General features: G+C 64.0%; 15 protein-coding genes and 1 pseudogene. 9 read left to right on the top strand and 7 right to left on the bottom strand.

The annotated features are described in order from the left end of the window. The first annotated feature begins 66 nt into the window (after positions 1-66). Positions 67-1,773 carry a sensor histidine kinase gene (locus ACFFP0_RS07890; RefSeq protein WP_377258560.1) on the top strand — a complete coding sequence of 569 codons (1,707 nt, stop codon included), beginning with the start codon at positions 67-69 and terminating at the stop codon, positions 1,771-1,773. 13 nt (positions 1,774-1,786) lie between these two features. Beyond that, positions 1,787-2,188 (top strand): response regulator, encoded by a 402-nt coding sequence (locus ACFFP0_RS07885; protein ID WP_377258557.1) that lies wholly within the window; start codon positions 1,787-1,789, stop codon positions 2,186-2,188. Between the two features lie 298 nt (positions 2,189-2,486). Here ACFFP0_RS07885 and ACFFP0_RS07880 read toward each other — a convergent pair whose 3' ends face one another. After that, a complete protein-coding gene (locus ACFFP0_RS07880; RefSeq protein WP_377258554.1) occupies positions 2,487-2,978 on the bottom strand; it encodes a MarR family winged helix-turn-helix transcriptional regulator in 492 nt (163 codons plus the stop codon). A gap of 87 nt (positions 2,979-3,065) precedes the next feature. After that, positions 3,066-3,872, bottom strand: a complete 807-nt coding sequence (locus ACFFP0_RS07875) for an IclR family transcriptional regulator (protein WP_377258551.1) — start codon at positions 3,870-3,872, stop codon at positions 3,066-3,068. 94 nt (positions 3,873-3,966) lie between these two features. Between ACFFP0_RS07875 and ACFFP0_RS07870 the strand changes: the two genes are divergently transcribed. The 5 genes and pseudogenes from ACFFP0_RS07870 (at position 3,967) to ACFFP0_RS07850 (ending at position 7,652) form a co-directional block, all read left to right on the top strand. Then, positions 3,967-4,329: a Rieske (2Fe-2S) protein gene (locus tag ACFFP0_RS07870; RefSeq protein ID WP_377258549.1), complete on the top strand. Its 363-nt coding sequence runs from the start codon at positions 3,967-3,969 to the stop codon at positions 4,327-4,329. After that, positions 4,316-4,651 carry a hypothetical protein gene (locus tag ACFFP0_RS07865; RefSeq protein WP_377258547.1) on the top strand — a complete coding sequence of 112 codons (336 nt, stop codon included), beginning with the start codon at positions 4,316-4,318 and terminating at the stop codon, positions 4,649-4,651. Before ACFFP0_RS07870 ends, ACFFP0_RS07865 begins: the two co-directional genes overlap by 14 nt. 36 nt (positions 4,652-4,687) lie before the next feature. Beyond that, entirely contained in the window at positions 4,688-5,050 is a 363-nt protein-coding gene (locus ACFFP0_RS07860) for a hypothetical protein (RefSeq protein ID WP_377258544.1), read from the top strand. Continuing rightward, positions 5,035-5,916 (top strand): amidohydrolase family protein, encoded by an 882-nt coding sequence (locus tag ACFFP0_RS07855; protein WP_377258541.1) that lies wholly within the window; start codon positions 5,035-5,037, stop codon positions 5,914-5,916. The genes ACFFP0_RS07860 and ACFFP0_RS07855 overlap by 16 nt, the downstream gene beginning before the upstream one ends. Positions 5,917-6,046: 130 nt before the next feature. Next, positions 6,047-7,652: pseudogene (locus ACFFP0_RS07850) on the top strand (thiamine pyrophosphate-dependent enzyme). Between the two features lie 505 nt (positions 7,653-8,157). Here the strand turns inward: ACFFP0_RS07850 and ACFFP0_RS07845 are convergent. The 4 genes from ACFFP0_RS07845 to ACFFP0_RS07830 all read right to left on the bottom strand — a co-directional run bounded on the left by ACFFP0_RS07845 (position 8,158) and on the right by ACFFP0_RS07830 (position 12,284). Then, complete coding sequence (locus ACFFP0_RS07845; RefSeq protein ID WP_377258538.1) at positions 8,158-9,141, bottom strand: Bug family tripartite tricarboxylate transporter substrate binding protein; 984 nt, start codon at positions 9,139-9,141, stop codon at positions 8,158-8,160. Between the two features lie 169 nt (positions 9,142-9,310). Next, positions 9,311-10,297, bottom strand: a complete 987-nt coding sequence (locus ACFFP0_RS07840) for a Bug family tripartite tricarboxylate transporter substrate binding protein (RefSeq protein WP_377258535.1) — start codon at positions 10,295-10,297, stop codon at positions 9,311-9,313. A gap of 31 nt (positions 10,298-10,328) precedes the next feature. Then, positions 10,329-11,834 carry a tripartite tricarboxylate transporter permease gene (locus ACFFP0_RS07835; RefSeq protein ID WP_377258532.1) on the bottom strand — a complete coding sequence of 502 codons (1,506 nt, stop codon included), beginning with the start codon at positions 11,832-11,834 and terminating at the stop codon, positions 10,329-10,331. Positions 11,835-11,837: 3 nt separating this feature from the next. Continuing rightward, complete coding sequence (locus ACFFP0_RS07830; RefSeq protein WP_377258529.1) at positions 11,838-12,284, bottom strand: tripartite tricarboxylate transporter TctB family protein; 447 nt, start codon at positions 12,282-12,284, stop codon at positions 11,838-11,840. 461 nt (positions 12,285-12,745) lie between these two features. Between ACFFP0_RS07830 and ACFFP0_RS07825 the strand changes: the two genes are divergently transcribed. Then, positions 12,746-13,966: an FAD-dependent monooxygenase gene (locus ACFFP0_RS07825; protein WP_377258526.1), complete on the top strand. Its 1,221-nt coding sequence runs from the start codon at positions 12,746-12,748 to the stop codon at positions 13,964-13,966. A gap of 75 nt (positions 13,967-14,041) precedes the next feature. Further along, entirely contained in the window at positions 14,042-15,220 is a 1,179-nt protein-coding gene (locus ACFFP0_RS07820; RefSeq protein WP_377258523.1) for an alpha/beta hydrolase family protein, read from the top strand. Between the two features lie 209 nt (positions 15,221-15,429). On the opposite strand, the gene ACFFP0_RS07815 is transcribed toward ACFFP0_RS07820, so the two are convergent. Then, complete coding sequence (locus ACFFP0_RS07815; protein ID WP_377258520.1) at positions 15,430-15,963, bottom strand: VOC family protein; 534 nt, start codon at positions 15,961-15,963, stop codon at positions 15,430-15,432. Between the last annotated feature and the right edge of the window lie 117 nt (positions 15,964-16,080).

The following is a 16,080-nucleotide window of genomic DNA, read 5'->3' as shown; positions in this document are numbered from 1 at the left end:
GCATTTGAAATTTAGTGGACTGTAATGTTTTGCAGGCATGATGCCCGCGAGAGAAAGCGGCGCAACATGCAACACAATATTCGCATCACATCCTACGTCACGCTTATGCTGACGCTGCTGACGGCGGTGGCGGCGCTTCTCATCGCCGGTTTTATGTGGCTCGCCTCCGCAAAAGTGGACGACCTTGCGCTGACGCGACAGAAAGCCTTTGTCGAACATGGCCTCGAAGAGCAGGTCAAGGCCGTGCCGCGCGAGCTGGAAAGCGTCACCAGCTGGGATGACGCGGTCCTGTTCGTGCCCAAGGGTCCTCGCCAGTGGATCGTCTACAATCTCGGCATTTGGATGCACAAATATTTCGGCCATGACCGCATCTATGTGTTCAACCCGCAGGACGGACTGGCCTATGTGGTGCGCGACGGCGAGGACATTCCGGTTCCGACCTTCCTCAACGACGAGGAGCTGGTGACCGCGCAGCGGGAAGCCGTGCGCTCGGCCCTGCGCAACCGGATGACGCAGGGGAATTCCCCCCAGCCGGAACTTTCCGAGATTTCCGCAACGCAGATCGTCAAGATCGACGAACGGCCGGCCGTCGTGAGCGCACGGCCCATCGTGCCGAGCTCGGAAAAGGTCACGCTCGAGCCGGGGCAGGAGTATATCGTCGTCGCGGTGAAGTTTCTGGATACCGGCGTGGTTGGGAAGATTGCCGATTATGCGCAGCTTGACAGGCTGCGCTATATCGCGGGGCTTCCCGGCTCCGCCGCGGCGATACCGGTCGCCACCGGCGAGGGCCAGACGATCGGCTACCTCGAATGGGAGCCGATCCGGCCGGGCCTCATGCTGATCGAACATACGGCTCCGGCGGGCCTTGCCGGCATCGCCGTCGCCATGGGCGTCGTCATCTTTCTCGGCCGCGGCCTGCGGAAGATGTCCATCGACCTCTCCGAAAGCCAGCTCGCGCTGATCCGTCACCGCGACCAGCTCGAGGAGACCGTCCGGCAGAGGACAGGCGAGATCGAACGCCAGCGGGAGGAGCTCGACCGGCTCCTGGCGCAGGAGCGGCATGTCAACGCCCTGCAGCGGCAGTTCGTCACCATGGCCTCGCATGAATTCCGCACGCCGCTCGCCATCATCGATGCCGCCGCACAACGCCTGTCGCGCACGAAGACAAGCCTCAAACCCGAATACGTGGCCGAGAAATCGGCGCAGATCCGTTCCGCCGTGGTGCGCATGGTCGACCTGATGGAGAGCATCCTCTCCGCCGGCCGGCTGGAGACGGGCAAGACGGCGCTGAAACCCGAGCGGCTTTCGCTCCGCGCGCTCATCGAAACCTGCTGCACCCGTCAGGCGGACATCCGCAAATCCCACGTCTTCCACCAGGACCTTTCAGAACTGCCGGAAACGATCCTCGCCGATCGCGCATCGATCGAACAGGTCTTCACCAACCTGCTCTCCAACGCCGTCAAATATGCGCCGCATGCGCCGGACGTCCATATCCGCGCCTGGACGCAGGACGGCATGTCCTTCGTCTCCGTGAAGGACAACGGCATCGGCATGGATGCCGAGGACCTGCCGAAGCTTTTCCAGCCCTATTACCGGGCGCGCAGTGCCAGCGGGATCGCCGGCACGGGAATCGGTCTCAACATCGTCAAGCAGATTCTCGATCTGCATGGCGGCACCATCTCGGTCGAAAGCGCGCTCGGCCGGGGAACGACATTCACGGTGACGCTCCCGAACAAGGGACCGCTCGCCAATCGCATCAAACAGGCAGCTTGAGGGAAACGCCAGGATGATCACGGTATTATGCATCGACGACGAAGCGGACATCCGCCAGTTGATCGTCGAGGAACTGGTGGAAGCCGGATTTACGGCCCTGGAGGCGTCGAACGGTCAGGAAGGGCTCGAAGCCATCCTGTCGCACTGGCCGGACATCGTCATCTGCGACATTTCCATGCCGGTCATGGACGGCCAGCAGCTTCTGGCGGAAATCCAGATGAACCATCCCGAGCTTTCCAACATTCCCTTCATCCTGCTGACGGCACTGACCGACAAGGACAACATGCTGACCGGCCTTCGGGCGGGCGCGGCGGACTATCTCACCAAACCGATCGATTTCGATCTGCTGCTGGCCAAGCTCACCGGCTGCGTCACCCGCATCGAGAATGACAGGGCGGCCGGCCGGGCGCTTTGAGCCCCTCTCCGGCCATGCCGGCCGCATGGCCGGTTTCCGCCGGAAGTCCATCGGCAATGCATCGACCGGGGATGAGCGCCGTTGCGCGCCCTTCGCCGGGACCGGAGCGGCCGCGACACCATTGTCGCCGACGTCAGGGGCCAGGCTCGCGGCCACCCTCGAGCCGCGGCGCGAGCCTCTGACCGCCATCATGGCGGCTGGCTAGGAACCGGCCGGAAGACCCGTCAAATTAACGTTTTGTAAGGTATTGCGCGCTTCCGGTTGAGGTCTCCGCAGGCTCAACCGGCGGCAATGCGCCTCATTCCGCCTTCGACGCTTCCTCGCGCTCGCGAAGGTTACGGGCGACGAGCCGGCAGAGGTCGCGCAGCTGATCGTAGTCCTCCCGCGGGAGGAAGGAGAAGACGTCGCGTTCGACGCCGTCGGCCGCGGCATCGCAGGCCTTGACCATCCGCTTGCCTTCGGACGTCAGGCTCATGCGCAGGATGCGGCGGTTGGCCGGATCTTCCTTGCGATTGATGAGATTGCGGCGCTGCAGGCCGCCGATCAGCTCGTTCATCGTCTGCGGCGTGACGAAGAAACGACGGGAAAGCTCGGCGGAAGACAGGCCGTCGCGAGCGCCGATCACGCTCAATACCGTGTACTGGATGCCGGTCATCTGCATGGGGGCAAGCGCGGCCTCGAGCCGGCTGCGCACCGCATGATTGGCCTGATTCAGGAAATAGATGGTGCGGGGATGCTGCATCACCCATTCGCTGGTGCTTGCGTCTTCGGGCTTCACGTCTTCAGCCATAACGATGCGGCGACCCTCTTAGAATAGTTGTATATAAGCGGGTAAACGAGAAAGCACGACGGCACAAGCGCATGCCACGGGAAACCCTCAACTTACTGATGCGCCAAGACGAAGCGACAGGCTTCTCGTGGCGCGGAGCGCGGTCGTGAGCGGTTCGCCGCCGGGGGCGATGTCGAAATCTCCCTGGCGGCCGAGCACGGTGACGACCGCCTTCAGATAGGCCCGATGGTCGAAGACGGGCACGGCGATCGCGGAGAAGTCCGGAACCGTGGACGGCAGCGTCGTGGCATAACCTCTTTCGCGCACCTCCGCGAGATCGGCGATGAAGCGCGCAATCGACGCTTCGCCCTCGCCGCCCTGCCGCATCGTGTCGCGAAGATGGTGCTCCCATTCGTGCCTCGGCAGGCCGGCCATGAAAACCCGGCCGGTCGCCGTCGGCCAGAGGCGGACGAGCGATCCCACCTTGATCTCGTAGACGCTGTCCGAACGGCCCTCGATCTTGTCGACCACGACCGGCGCATCGCCGTTCCACACGGCAAGCGTCACCGTCTCGCCGAGCCGGGAGGCGAGTTCGGTGATGGTCGCGCGGGCAAGGCTCAGGAAATCCGTGCGCGACAGCGAGGCGAGCCCGAGCTGCAGTGACGCATCGCCGAGGTCGTAAAGGCCGGAAAGCCGGTCCTGCGCCACGAAACCGGTGCGCACCAGGCTGACGAGATAGCCATGCGCCATGCTGGGCGTCATTCCCGCCGCCTCGGCGATGTCGTTCAACCGCATCCCATGGCCCGCATGCCGGATCGTGGTCAGCACCCTCAGCCCCTTTTCGAGCGACTGGATGCCCGCCCCCCTGATTTCCGGGCCTCCGGTGGCCGTTTCCTTTTCTGCCGACGCGTCCATGACCTCTCCGCTTGACGTACTGGGCCAGCTTTATACAATATAGCTGAATGATTTCAATAATATTGAAATCGACGCGAAGGAAGGGAGGAGAGCCTTGGCGGAATATCTGGTCTGTTCGGAGGAGGAGATCGCGGACGGCGGCCGCAAGGTCGTCGCCTGCGGCGACAAGGAAATCGGCATTTTCCGGGTGAAAGGTGCGCTGCACGCCTGGCACAACCTGTGTCCGCACCGGCAGGGGCCGATCTGTCAGGGCCGCATCTACCCGCAGGTCGTCGAGCCCGTCGACGGGAACCGCGAGGTGCGCACGCTTCGGTACAACGAAGAGAACATGCATGTCGCCTGTCCGTGGCACGGCTGGGAGTTCGACATCGAGACGGGCAGGAACGCGATAGGCCGCTATCGCCTGCACCGCGCCGACCTCTCGATCCGGGAAGGACAGGTCTATGTCGTCCTCTGACCCGAGACTGCGCAACGACCCCTGTGGCTGGATCGAGGACGCCACCGTCGAGATCGAGAAGACGGCGGCGGAACTGCTGGAAAACGGCGAGGCCGCGCGCGTCTCCGACGAGGCGGTGGCCCGGATGATGACGGCGGCGATCCGGCTCTATGTCGCGAAAAGCGATGGCGAGGAACGCACCTTCCGGCCGCTGACGGGCGAGCGGGACGAGACGGTGACTGCGACGGAGGCGCTTTCCGCCGTCTCGGAAATCCTGCGGGCGCTGCATCTCGGCCCGATGGAACTGGCGCTGTGGTATCGGCGCCGGCCGGATGAGGATTGATCCTGACTTTCAACCTGTCGCTGGAGGAGAGCGAACATGGATGTCTTGAACAAGGACCGCGCCCGCGAACTGCCGGTGCAGCAGATCGATGTCTTCACCGATACGCGCGACATCCTCGCGCATGCGGAAAAGGCCGCGAGACGGCGCGGCTTCCAGGACTGGCTGATCTGCGACGTCGATGCCCACCACACGGAGACCATCTCCTGGCATGAACTGGTAGAATATATTGAGGACCCGGTCATCCGCCACCAGGCGATGCTGTTCCACGACGAGAAGATGGGCACCGCCTCCTATGGCCTCAACGGCGACATGGGCCTGAAATACCAGGTGTCGGCGGCCGTATCCCGCATCAGGCGGGCATTCGCGAAAAAGTGGACGAGGGCGTGCACCGGGACATAACGCTCACACGCCGGGCGATGAGCGCGCTCGGCGTCGACTACATGGTGCTCTTCCCGACGCCAATGCTCACTCTCGGCCTGCATCCGCAGCCGGAGATGGAGGTCTATCTCGGCCGCGCCTATAACCGCTGGCTGATCGACAAGGTGCTGACCAGGGACGACCGCATCAAGACGCTCGCCTACCTGCCCTTCAACGTGCCGGCCGAAGCCGTCCGCACGATCGAGGAATTCGCCGACCAGCCCGGCGTCATCGGCTTCTGCGTGCCGTCGACGCGCCACAGGCCGATCCACCATAACGACTACATGCGGGTCTATTCGATGCTCGAGGAGCGCGACCTGCCGATCGCCTTCCACGCCGCCTATCACTGGCAGGACCAGTCGCTGTCGACCATCAACCGCTTTCTCGGCATGCATGCGCTGGGCTTCGTCTGGTGCAACATGGTGCATCTGACGAACTGGGTGCTGAACGGCATTCCGGAACGGTTCCCGAAGCTGAAAAGCATCTGGGTGGAAAGCGGGCTTGCCTGGGTGCCCTTCCTGATGCAGCGGCTCGACGACCAGTATCTGATGCGGCCTTCCGAGGCGCCGCAACTCAAGAAGCTGCCGAGCGAATACATGCGCGAGAACTGCTGGTACACGACCCAGCCGATGGAAACGGTGAACATGAAGGCGCTGGAACTGACGCTGGAGATGATCAATGCCGAGACGCAGCTTCTCTTCGCCTCCGACTGGCCGCATTTCGACTTCGACCTGCCGCAGGAGATCTACGACCTGCCCTTCCTTTCCGAACAGGCCAAGCGCAATATCCTCGGGCTGAACGCGGCCAGGCTGTTCAATCTCGACCCGACGCCGCGAAAGAGCCTGTGATTTGAAAATTTGCGCAAGGTAGTCCCCCCTCGCCCGGCCTCCGTTATCCTCGACCCCGGCCGGCGGCCCGAAGGGTCGGATGAGGTGGCCTTGACCAGGTCCGAAAGCCAATGACAGGGAAACATCTCACATGACCATCACCGGAGGCGACGCGATCGCCGCTTCGCTGCGCGCGCACGGCGTGGATACCGTTTTCGGCATTCCGGGAGCCCAGCTCTACGGCCTGTTCGACGCTCTTCAGCGCGACGGCATGCGGGTGATCACCACGCGCCATGAGCAGGCCTGCGCCTACATGGCCTTCGGTTACGCCCGCGCTTCCGGCAGGCCCGGCGTCTACTCCGTCGTGCCGGGGCCGGGCGTGCTGAATGCTGAATACGGGCGCTGCCCTTCTCACCGCCTGGGGCTGCAACGAGCCGGTCCTGTGCCTCACGGGCCAGGTGCCGACCGCTTTTCTCGGCAAGGGCCGCGGCCACCTGCACGAGATGCGCGACCAGCGGGCGGTGCTTGCCGGCATCGCCAAGTCGGCCGAACGCGCCGGCAAGGCTGAAGACGTCTCCGCTACGATCGCCCATGCCTTCCGCGAGATGCGTTCGCTGAAGCCGGGGCCGGCGACCGTCGAAATGCCCTGGGAACAGTTCACCGCCGAAGGCGAATTCCCGATTGCCCGGCCGCTCGAAAACCATCCGGACCCGATCGCCGACCTGGCGATCGGTGAGGCGGCAAGGGCAATAGGGAAAGCCGAACGGCCGATGATCTTCGTCGGGCCGGCCGGTTTCGAGGCCCGTGACGAGGTGCTGCGGCTGGCGGAAACGCTGCATGCGCCGGTGGTCGGCTTCCGTTCCGGACGCGGCGTCGTTTCCAACCGCCACGCGCTTGGCCTCACCATCGCCGAGGCGCGGAGGCTCTGGGATGCCGTCGATTGCGTCATCGGCATCGGCACGCGGCTCGAAGTGCCGGGCTGGCGCTGGAAACCGAGGCCCGACGTCCCGGTCGTGCGGCTGGACATCGACGCGGAGGAGCTCACCCGGACGCCGGATGCGCTCGGCGTGCTCGGCCGGGCGAAGACCTCGCTTGCGGCGCTGCTGGAAGAGATCGGCCCGCGCCGACCGTCCGCTGACTGGCGCGCCGCCATCCACGCCGCCCGCGCCGAAACGGCGGAAGCGATCAGGCAGATCAGCCCGCATCACGGCTATCTGCAGGCGATCCGCTCGGCCCTGCCGGACGACGGCATCCTCGTGGAGGAGGTCTGCCAGGCGGGTTTCGCCTCCTGGTACTGCTATCCGGTCTACGAACCGCGCACCTTCATCTCCACCGGCTTCGAAGGCACGCTCGGTTTCGGCTTCCCGACCGCGCTCGGTGTCAAGGTGGCGCGGCCGGACGTGCCGGTCGTGTCGATCGCCGGCGACGGCGGCTTCATGTTCGCCGCCCAGGAACTCGCCACAGCCGCACAATACGGCATCGGCGTCATCACCGTCGTCTTCAACAATTCCGCCTTCGGCAACGTGAAGCGCGACCAGCAACAGGGATTCGACGGCCGGCTGATCGGCTCGGAACTGAGGAACCCGGATTTCGCAAAACTGGCCGAAGCCTTCCAGGTGGACTTCGCCCGCGTGACCGCGCCGGAAGACCTCCGCCGGGCGATCAAGGCGGCGATTTCCCGCGGCGGCCCGTGGCTGATCGAAGTGCCGCTTTCGATAGAGAACGAGGTAAGCCCCTGGAAATTCATCCATGGGTGATCGGCCGCGGAGAGCATGTCGCTTTCCCGTCATTCAAGGCTGATAGGGATGGCGTGCGGCCGCCGGTGATTGGAATGGAAATCACGGACATCTCTCCGACCGGAAGCGATGCGCTTTGTCTCCGCCGGACATTCGAGATCGCGGTCTTGCCGCGCGCATGGAAACCACCCGTTCGGCGCGCTGCTGTTTGGTCCCTCCGGCGACGTGCTGCTGGAAACGGAAAACACCGTCCTGACGAGCGGCGATATCCCGGCGCATGCCGAGTGTTGCTTCTGGAAGACGAGGCCGCACAGCCCCATGTGGGCTTCTGGTAAAGCCGGGTTCCTCCCGCAATGACGAAAGAAAGCCGGCGTTTCCGCCGGCTTTCTTCTTGGGTTCCGTCCTTTGCCAAAGCTCCGGGCGTCCGTCGTCAAATCGATCGCCGGATCGATGCCTCGGGTTATGCCGCCGCGCCGGCCCCTCGCTTCGAGCTCGGAGCGTTTTGCCGGCCGAAGGCCGTCGTGTCTCACTGCTGCGGGATCTGGGCGATGCGGACGTATTCCTTCCATTCGTCGACGGTCTTGGCCATCAGGGCCTGGGCTTCGGCCGGCGTGGAGATATAGGCGTCGCCGCCCTGGTCGGCGAGGAACTTGACCGTCTCGGGCTGCTGCAGCACGGTGTTGAACCAGCCGTTGATCTTGGTGACGACATCGTCCGGCGTGCCCTTGGCAACCATGGCGCCCCACCAGCCGAGCTGGTCGATGTCATAACCCTGCTCCTTGAGGGTCGGGATTTCGGGAGCGCCCTTCATGCGTTCGGCGGCGCCGACGCCGAGCAGGCGCAGGCGGCCTTCACGCTGCTGGGCGAGCGCGAAAACCGGGTCGTAGGAACCGAAATCCATCGCGCCGCCGGTGATGTCGTTCAGCGAATCCGCGGCGGTCTTGTACTGGACCGAAACCGTATCCAGGCCGGCGACCTGCTTGTAGACCTCGGCCAGAACCTTGCCGGAGGTGGCGTTGACGGCATAGCTGCCGGCATCGCCCTTTTCCTTCATCGCGGCGGTCAGCTCCTTCACGTCCTTGTAAGGCGAGTCCTTGGCAACGGCGATCATGAAGGCCTGCTTGTTGACCGTGGCGATCGTCATGAGGTCGGTCACGACGTTGATCGGCGGCTTCTTCATGATCCACATGTTGCCGGCGATCGAATTGCCGGAATGAACGAAGATCGTGTAGCCGTCCGGCTTGGAGCGGGCCGTGTATTCTGCGGCGATATTGCTGAGGGCGCCCGGTTTGTTCTCGACGATGATCGTCGCGCCGGCGATCCTGGAAACCTTGTCCGCGAAATAGCGGACGAGAACATCCGCGCCGCTGCCGGCCGGGAAGGCGCAGACGAACGTGATCGTCTGCTCCGGATAGGCCGCCCGGGCGGGCGTGACATGAGCAACCTGCGCGACCGCCAGCATCGCCACGGCGGCGGTGGCCTGCGCAATCTTTCTAAGCCATTTCTTCATTCTTTCGTCTCCTATACAGTTAATTAAGGGTCCCTGATAAGAACCGGCCGCACTATGGCCGCGGACCCTTTCCATTCGGTTGATCGGTTTTGTGGAATCTTGGCTGGCCCGGCGCACCGTCTCCAGTCTTCCACGGTCCCCGCAAGCGGCGCCTGACCCGCCCCGGGCCTCAGTTCTGGGGAATTTTCGCAAGCGCCACGTAGCCGCGCCATTCCTCGACGGTCTTTGCCAAAAGCTCGTCCACCTCCCTCGGCGTGCCCGTGTAGACGTCTCCGCCGAACTTGTTCAGGAAGGCCTCCGTTTCGGGCCGGTCGAGCACCTGCCTGAACATCGCGTTCAGCTTCATGACGATGTCGTCCGGGGTCTGGGCCGATACGAAGACGCCCCACCAGCCGAGCTGGTCGACGTCTAGGCCATATTCCTTGAGGGCGGGCAGGTCGGGCGTGGACTTCATGCGTTGCGGCGAACCGACGGCGAGGATGCGGATGCGCCCCTCGCGCTGCTGGCTGAGGGCGAAGACCGGATCGAGCGCTGCGAAGTCGAGCTGGCCGCTGACGATGTCGTTCAGCGATTCCGGGCCGGTCTTGTAGGCGACTTCCGTCGCCTCGACGCCGGCGAGCTGCTTGTAGACCGCGACGAGAACCTTGCCGGATGTCGCCGTCGAGCCGTAAGTGGCCTCGCCGCCCTTCGCCTTCAGGTGCTGGGTAAGCTCGTTGATGTCCTTGATCGGCGAACCGTTCCCGACCACGATCATGAACGGCTGCTTGTTGATGAACTGGACACCCCGCAACACCCTGGTCACGTCGATCGGCGGTTTCTTGAAGAGCGACATGTTGGCCGCGGTCGACGTGCCGGAATGGACGTAGACCGTGTAGCCGTCCGGTCTGGCGCGGGCGGTATATTCGGCGGCGATATTGCCGTTGGCGCCCGGCTTGTTCTCGACGATCACCGTCTGCCTGGCGACGGCCGCCACCTTCTCGGAGAAAAACCGCACCAGGACGTCCGCGCCGCTGCCAGCCGGAAAGGCGCAGACGAAGGTGATCGTGTCGTTCGGATAGGTGTTCGACTGGGCGCGCGCAACGCCCGGCAGGATGGCGGCCATGGTGGCCGCCGCAACGAACTTGCGTCGTGTCGGTTTCAGAAATTCTGCAGTCATTTGGCTCCTCCTCCAAACTGTTGCGAAATTTTCACTCCTCCTGGAAAGCCTCCTCGCGGGTCTTGCGGAATTGCGGAAACACGATCAGCGCGATCATCAGCAGCGTCGCGACGAGAAGCGTCGCGGAGATCGGGCGTTCGAGGAAGATCATCGGATCGCCGCGCGAGATCACCAGCGAGCGCCTGAGGTTCTCCTCCATGAGCGGGCCCAGGATGAAGCCGAGCACCATGGGCGCCGGCTCGCAGCCGAGCTTGTGCAAGACATAGCCGAACACCGTGAAGATGATCATCAGGACCATCATGAACGGCTCGGTGCTCGTGGAATACACGCCGATCGCGCAGAAGAGCAGGATCGCCGGATAGAGCAGCCGGTACGGCACCGAGAGAAGCTTCACCCAGATGCCGATCATCGGCAGGTTGATGATGACGAGCATCAGGTTGCCGATCCACATGGAGGCGACCATGCCCCAGAAGAGATCGGGGCGGGTGGTCATGACCGCAGCGCCCGGCTGGATGCCCTGGATGATCATGGCGCCCATCATGATCGCCATGATCGGGTTGGACGGAATGCCGAGCGTGAGCAGCGGGATGAACGAGGTCTGGGCGGCGGCGTTGTTGGCCGATTCGGGCCCTGCCACGCCTTCCACGGCGCCGCCGCCGAACTTGCGCGGGGTCTTGGAGATCTTCTTTTCCAGCGTATAGCTGGCGAAGGACGCCAGGACCGCCCCGCCGCCCGGCAGGATGCCGAGGATCGAGCCGAGGCCGGTGCCGCGCAGCGCCGCCGGCACCGCCTCCCTGAATTCCTTGCGGGTCGGCCACAGATCGCGCAGCCGCGTGCTGATCGTTTCGCGCGGCGGCGGCGGGTTCTCCAGGTTGCGGATGATTTCCACGATGCCGAAGAGACCGAGGACCAGCGGCAGGAAGTCGATGCCTTCCCACAGGCCCGACAGGCCGAAGGTGTAGCGGGTGAGGCCGGTATTGGTATCCGTGCCGACGAGGCCGAGCAGCAGGCCGATCAGGACCATGGCGACGGCCTTGAGCACCGAACCGTGTGCCAGCACGATCGCCATGACGAGGCCGAGCAGCATCAGCGCGAAATAATCCGGCGAGTTGAACTGCTGGGCGAGCGCCGAAAGCGGCGGGCCGAACGCCGCGATGAAGACCGTTCCGACGCAGCCCGCGAAGAACGACCCGAGCGCCGCGATCGCCAGGGCCGCCCCGGCCCGGCCCTTGCGGGCCATCTGGTGACCCTCGATGCAGGTCACGACCGAAGAGGCCTCGCCCGGCATGTTGACGAGGATCGAGGTGGTCGAGCCACCGTATTGCGCGCCGTAATAGATGCCGGCGAGCATGATCAGCGACGAGAGCGGATCGAGGCCGAAGGTGATCGGCAGCAGGATGGCGAGCGCGGGAATCGGACCGATGCCAGGGAGGACACCGATCAGCGTGCCGAGAATAGTGCCGACCAGACAGAAAAGCAGGTTCTGGAGCGTGCCCGCCGCCAGGAAGCCGGTTGCCAAGTGTTCGAAGACTTCCATCGTTTACCTGCCCCACCATACGGGCATCGGCTGCCCGAGCGCATACACGAAGATGATGACGACGAAGGCGGCCGTGCCGACGGCGAAGACCACCGTCTCGATCAGGTTGACCTGCCGCCGCGCGTAGGCGGCGAAGACGATCAGCAGGATCGACGAGATCACCGCCCCCACCTGCGCGATCAGCAGGCCGAAGGCGGCGATCGCCAGCAGGATGAAGAGGATCGGGCGGATCTGGATGCGCTCGATGCCCGGGCCTTCGAGCGAAAGCGACTTTGCCGTGACGATGAGGCCGATCAACACGATGAGGCCGCAGATGATCACCGGGAAATAGCCCGGCCCCATGTTGCGGGCGGAGCCGAACGTGAGATCCGAACCGATATAAAGGCCGATGGCCCCGAACAGGACGAACAATATGCCCGCGCCGAAATCCTGCGGACTTTTGATTACCATGGTTTCCTCCCTGAAAACCCGACTATGTCAACCGGCCCTGCTCTCGCCTCGCCCCGGAACCTGCTTCGCGACAAGCCCAGTCCCGCACCTCAACCCGCGGGCCTGAATTCGTCAATGAGCAACCAGATTTGACTATATACAAGAGGACCCCTCTTGTCAGTCAATCGAATTCCGCTGCCTCCTGCCGGCGAGATGCTGCACCCGGACCGTGTTTTCGATCTTACGCAAAACATATCAGGAAACCAGATATCTTAAGTGTCATTTCCGGACATCCTTTCGGGTTTTTGAACCGCGAGTTGAAACTCTTCGTTGAACCCCCTCCGTCCCGCGCAGCACCTCCGGCGGACAGGTGCAAGGTATGAAATTGGTTTTTAACAAAGTCAATTATACTTTATCAAAAATGGTTGACAGGCGAACGCGGTGCGAAGAGATTGTCCGCGAGGATTCCAAGGGATGAGAAAATGAAGATTTCGGTCGTGGGAGGAGGAATAGGCGGCCTGACGGCGGCCCTTTCGCTGCTCCGGCAGGGTTTCGACGTCGACGTCTACGAGCAGGCGACGGAACTGAAGGAAGTCGGCGCGGGCATCCAGGTCAGCGCCAACGGCACACGGCTCCTGTTCGCGCTGGGGCTGGAAGCGGACGTCATGTCGGTCGCCGCCCAGGCGGACGGAAAGGAAATCCGCCTCTGGAACACCGGCCAGACGTGGAAACTGTTCGACCTCGGGCCGCTCTCCATAGAGCGCTATGGCTTTCCTTATATCACGATCCACCGCAACGACCTGCATCAGGCCCTGGCCGCGGGCGTGCGGCGCATCAAGCCGGATGCGATCAGGCTGTCGAAGAAATGCATGGGAATCTCCCAGGACGACAAGGGCGTGACGATCGCCTTCGCCGACGGCACGACGGCCCGCTCCGACATCGCGGTCGGCGCCGACGGCGTGCATTCGAAGATCCGCGAGACGCTGTTCGGCCGCGACGACCCCAAGTTCAGCGGCATCGTCGCCTGGCGCGGGGTCATCCCGGTGGAGCGCCTGCCGAAGCGTTTGCTGCGCCCGGTCGCCACCAACTGGATCGGCCCCGGCGGGCACGTCATCCAGTACCTGCTGCGCCGCGGCGAACTGATGAACTACGTCTCGGTCGTCGAGCGTTCCAACTGGCAGGTGGAATCCTGGTCGGTGGCCGGCACGGTGGAGGAATGCCTTGCCGACTACGAGGGCTGGCACGAGGACATCCACACGCTGATCCGGGCGATCGACGTTCCCTACAAATGGGCGCTGATGCTGCGCCCGCCGATGGACAAGTGGTCCCGGGGCCGCATCACGCTGCTCGGCGACGCCTGCCATCCGACGCTGCCCTTCCTGGCCCAGGGGGCGGTGATGGCAATCGAGGACGGCTTCGTCCTCGCCCGCGCGCTTGCGGAAAACGGCGGCAACCATGAGGCGGCCTTCGCGGGTTACGAAGCGGCCCGCGTCGAACGGACGGGCAAGATCGTCCGCGGCGCCGAAGGCAATCTCGGCCGTTTCCACAATCCGGCGCTGAAGGAGCCGAAGCTCGCCGAGGACTACGTCAACGCCGAATGGCAGGAAGACAAGGTCAAGCAGCGCTACGAATGGCTGTTCACCTACGACGCCACGTCGGTGCCGGTCGTGGCCGGACAGAAATCGCCCGAGGCCGTCGCCTGACCGGGCAGCGGACCGACAAGATTGCCCGTTGCCGCCTCGCAGGCGGGACGGGCGAAGCACAACGGATGCGGATTCATGAACAGCAAGGCGGAATGGCAGCGTATCCCGCTGATCGTCTCCTTTCCGGAGACGGCGAAATATACCGAGACCTATGGCTTTGCCGGCAATTCGGGCCGCGTGAACCTCGAAGGCCAGTTGCTGCGGCCGGCCGGCAGCCCGTCGAAGACCGTCTATGTCTTCATGCACCCCACCTCGACGCTGCAGCTCCTGCCGATGCCGACGGCGCTTGCCGATGCCGGCCTGCACGTTCTCTGCGCCGCGAGCCGTTATCCGAAGAACGACACGGCGCTGATCATGGAAAAGGTGGCGATCGATCTCGGCAAATGGCTCGATCACGCCCGCGGCGAACTCGGCTACGAAAAGGTCGTGCTGGTCGGCTGGTCGGGCGGCGGCTCGCTGTCGCTTTTCTACCAGGCGCAGGCGGAAACCCCGACCATCACCCACACGCCGGCCGGCGACGAGGTGAACCTCGTCGAGGCGAGCCTGAAGCCCGCCGACGGCGTCATCTTCATCGCCGCACACCTGTCGCGCGCCGAAACGCTCACCGAATGGCTCGACCCGTCGGTGCTCGACGAGCTGGACCCGGACGTCCGCGACCCGGAATTCGACATCTATTCGCCGGACTGCCCGCACCAGCCACCCTACGGCAGGGATTTCGTCGAGCGCTTCCGCGCCGCCCAGATCGCCCGCAATCGCAGGATCACCCGGTGGGCGCTCGACATGCTGGCCGAACTCAAGCGCCGCGGCGGTCCGGAGCAGGAACGCGCCTTCGTCGTCCACCGCACAATGTGCGACGTGCGCTGGTTCGACGCAACCGTCGACCCGAACGACCGGCCGGTCGGCAGGAGCTATATGGGCGACCCGCGCACCGTGAATGTCGGACCGGTGGGGCTTGCGCGCTTCACGACGTTGCGCTCCTGGCTTTCGCAGTGGAGCTACGATCTCTCGAACGCCAGGGGGCCGATGAACGCGGCGCTGATCAGACGTTCCCCCGTCCTGCAGATCGAGAACAATGCGGACGAGGCGGTTCCTGCCACCCACAATCCGGCGATCCGTGCCGCACTGGCGACGCCGGACAAGGAATACCTGACCATCCCGCACGCGACCCATTATTATCTCGGCCAGCCGGAACTCCTGAAGACCTGCATCGACCGGGTGATGGACTGGAGCAGGCGGCAGGGACTGCTGGCGTAAGAAGACCGACCGGAGCCTGCCGGGAGCGGGCGTCGCACCATCGGGAGGGTTTGACCGTGCGCTTCAGACAAAAGCACCACCGTCCAGACTGGAGCGGTGGTGCGTATGGTTCGTCTCCGATGGAGACGATTGTTTACGGGGATGCGAGACGGGCCTGCATTCTTCCCCTCTCCCCCCTGCAAGGGGAGAGACCCGCAAGCGGCATCGTCTCAGGCAGCCGCCGACTTCGCCGCGATCATCGCGGCCTTCTTCCTCACCCAGCCCGACATGCCGTCATGGGCTTCGGAGGCGGCCTTTTCGAGATAACCCGGCTCCTCGGTACGGGCCGTGATCTCCAGGCGCAGGCCGTTCGGGTCGAAGAAGTAGATCGAGTTGATGAACTCGTGGTCGATGACGTCGGTCGTCTTCACGCCGGCGTCCTGCAGCCGCGTCCTGAATTTCAGCACCTCCTCGACGCTATCGACCTCCATGGCGAAGTGCTGGACCCAATCCGGCGTATTCGGCGAGGGAAGCGGCATGATGTTCTCGCCAAGGTCGAAGAAGGCCATGTAGGAACCGTCGCCGAGCTCGAAGAAGAAGTGGGCGTAGGGTTTTTCCTCGCCGGTGGACGGCACGCGCTCGGAGGTCATGCAGTTGACCAGCGGCAGGCCGAGCAGGTCCTCGTAGAATTTGCGGGTCTCCTCGCCGTCGCGGCAGGGGTAGGAAAAGTGATAGAGCTTGCGAAGCTTCGGTGCGTCAACCATGGCCGTTCCTCCATATCCGGGCTTGTTGCATTGGCCGGAATGGTAGGCCCCCGCCACATCTCCGGTGTCCACCTTGAAAGGGGACACGCGTCATGTCGCCCCCCGAAGACGGCGGGA

The sequence above is a fragment of the Neorhizobium puerariae genome (assembly GCF_042429745.1).
GTDB classification, from domain to species: Bacteria; Pseudomonadota; Alphaproteobacteria; order Rhizobiales; family Rhizobiaceae; genus Neorhizobium; species Neorhizobium puerariae.
This window is presented reverse-complemented; position numbering and strand designations above follow the sequence as displayed.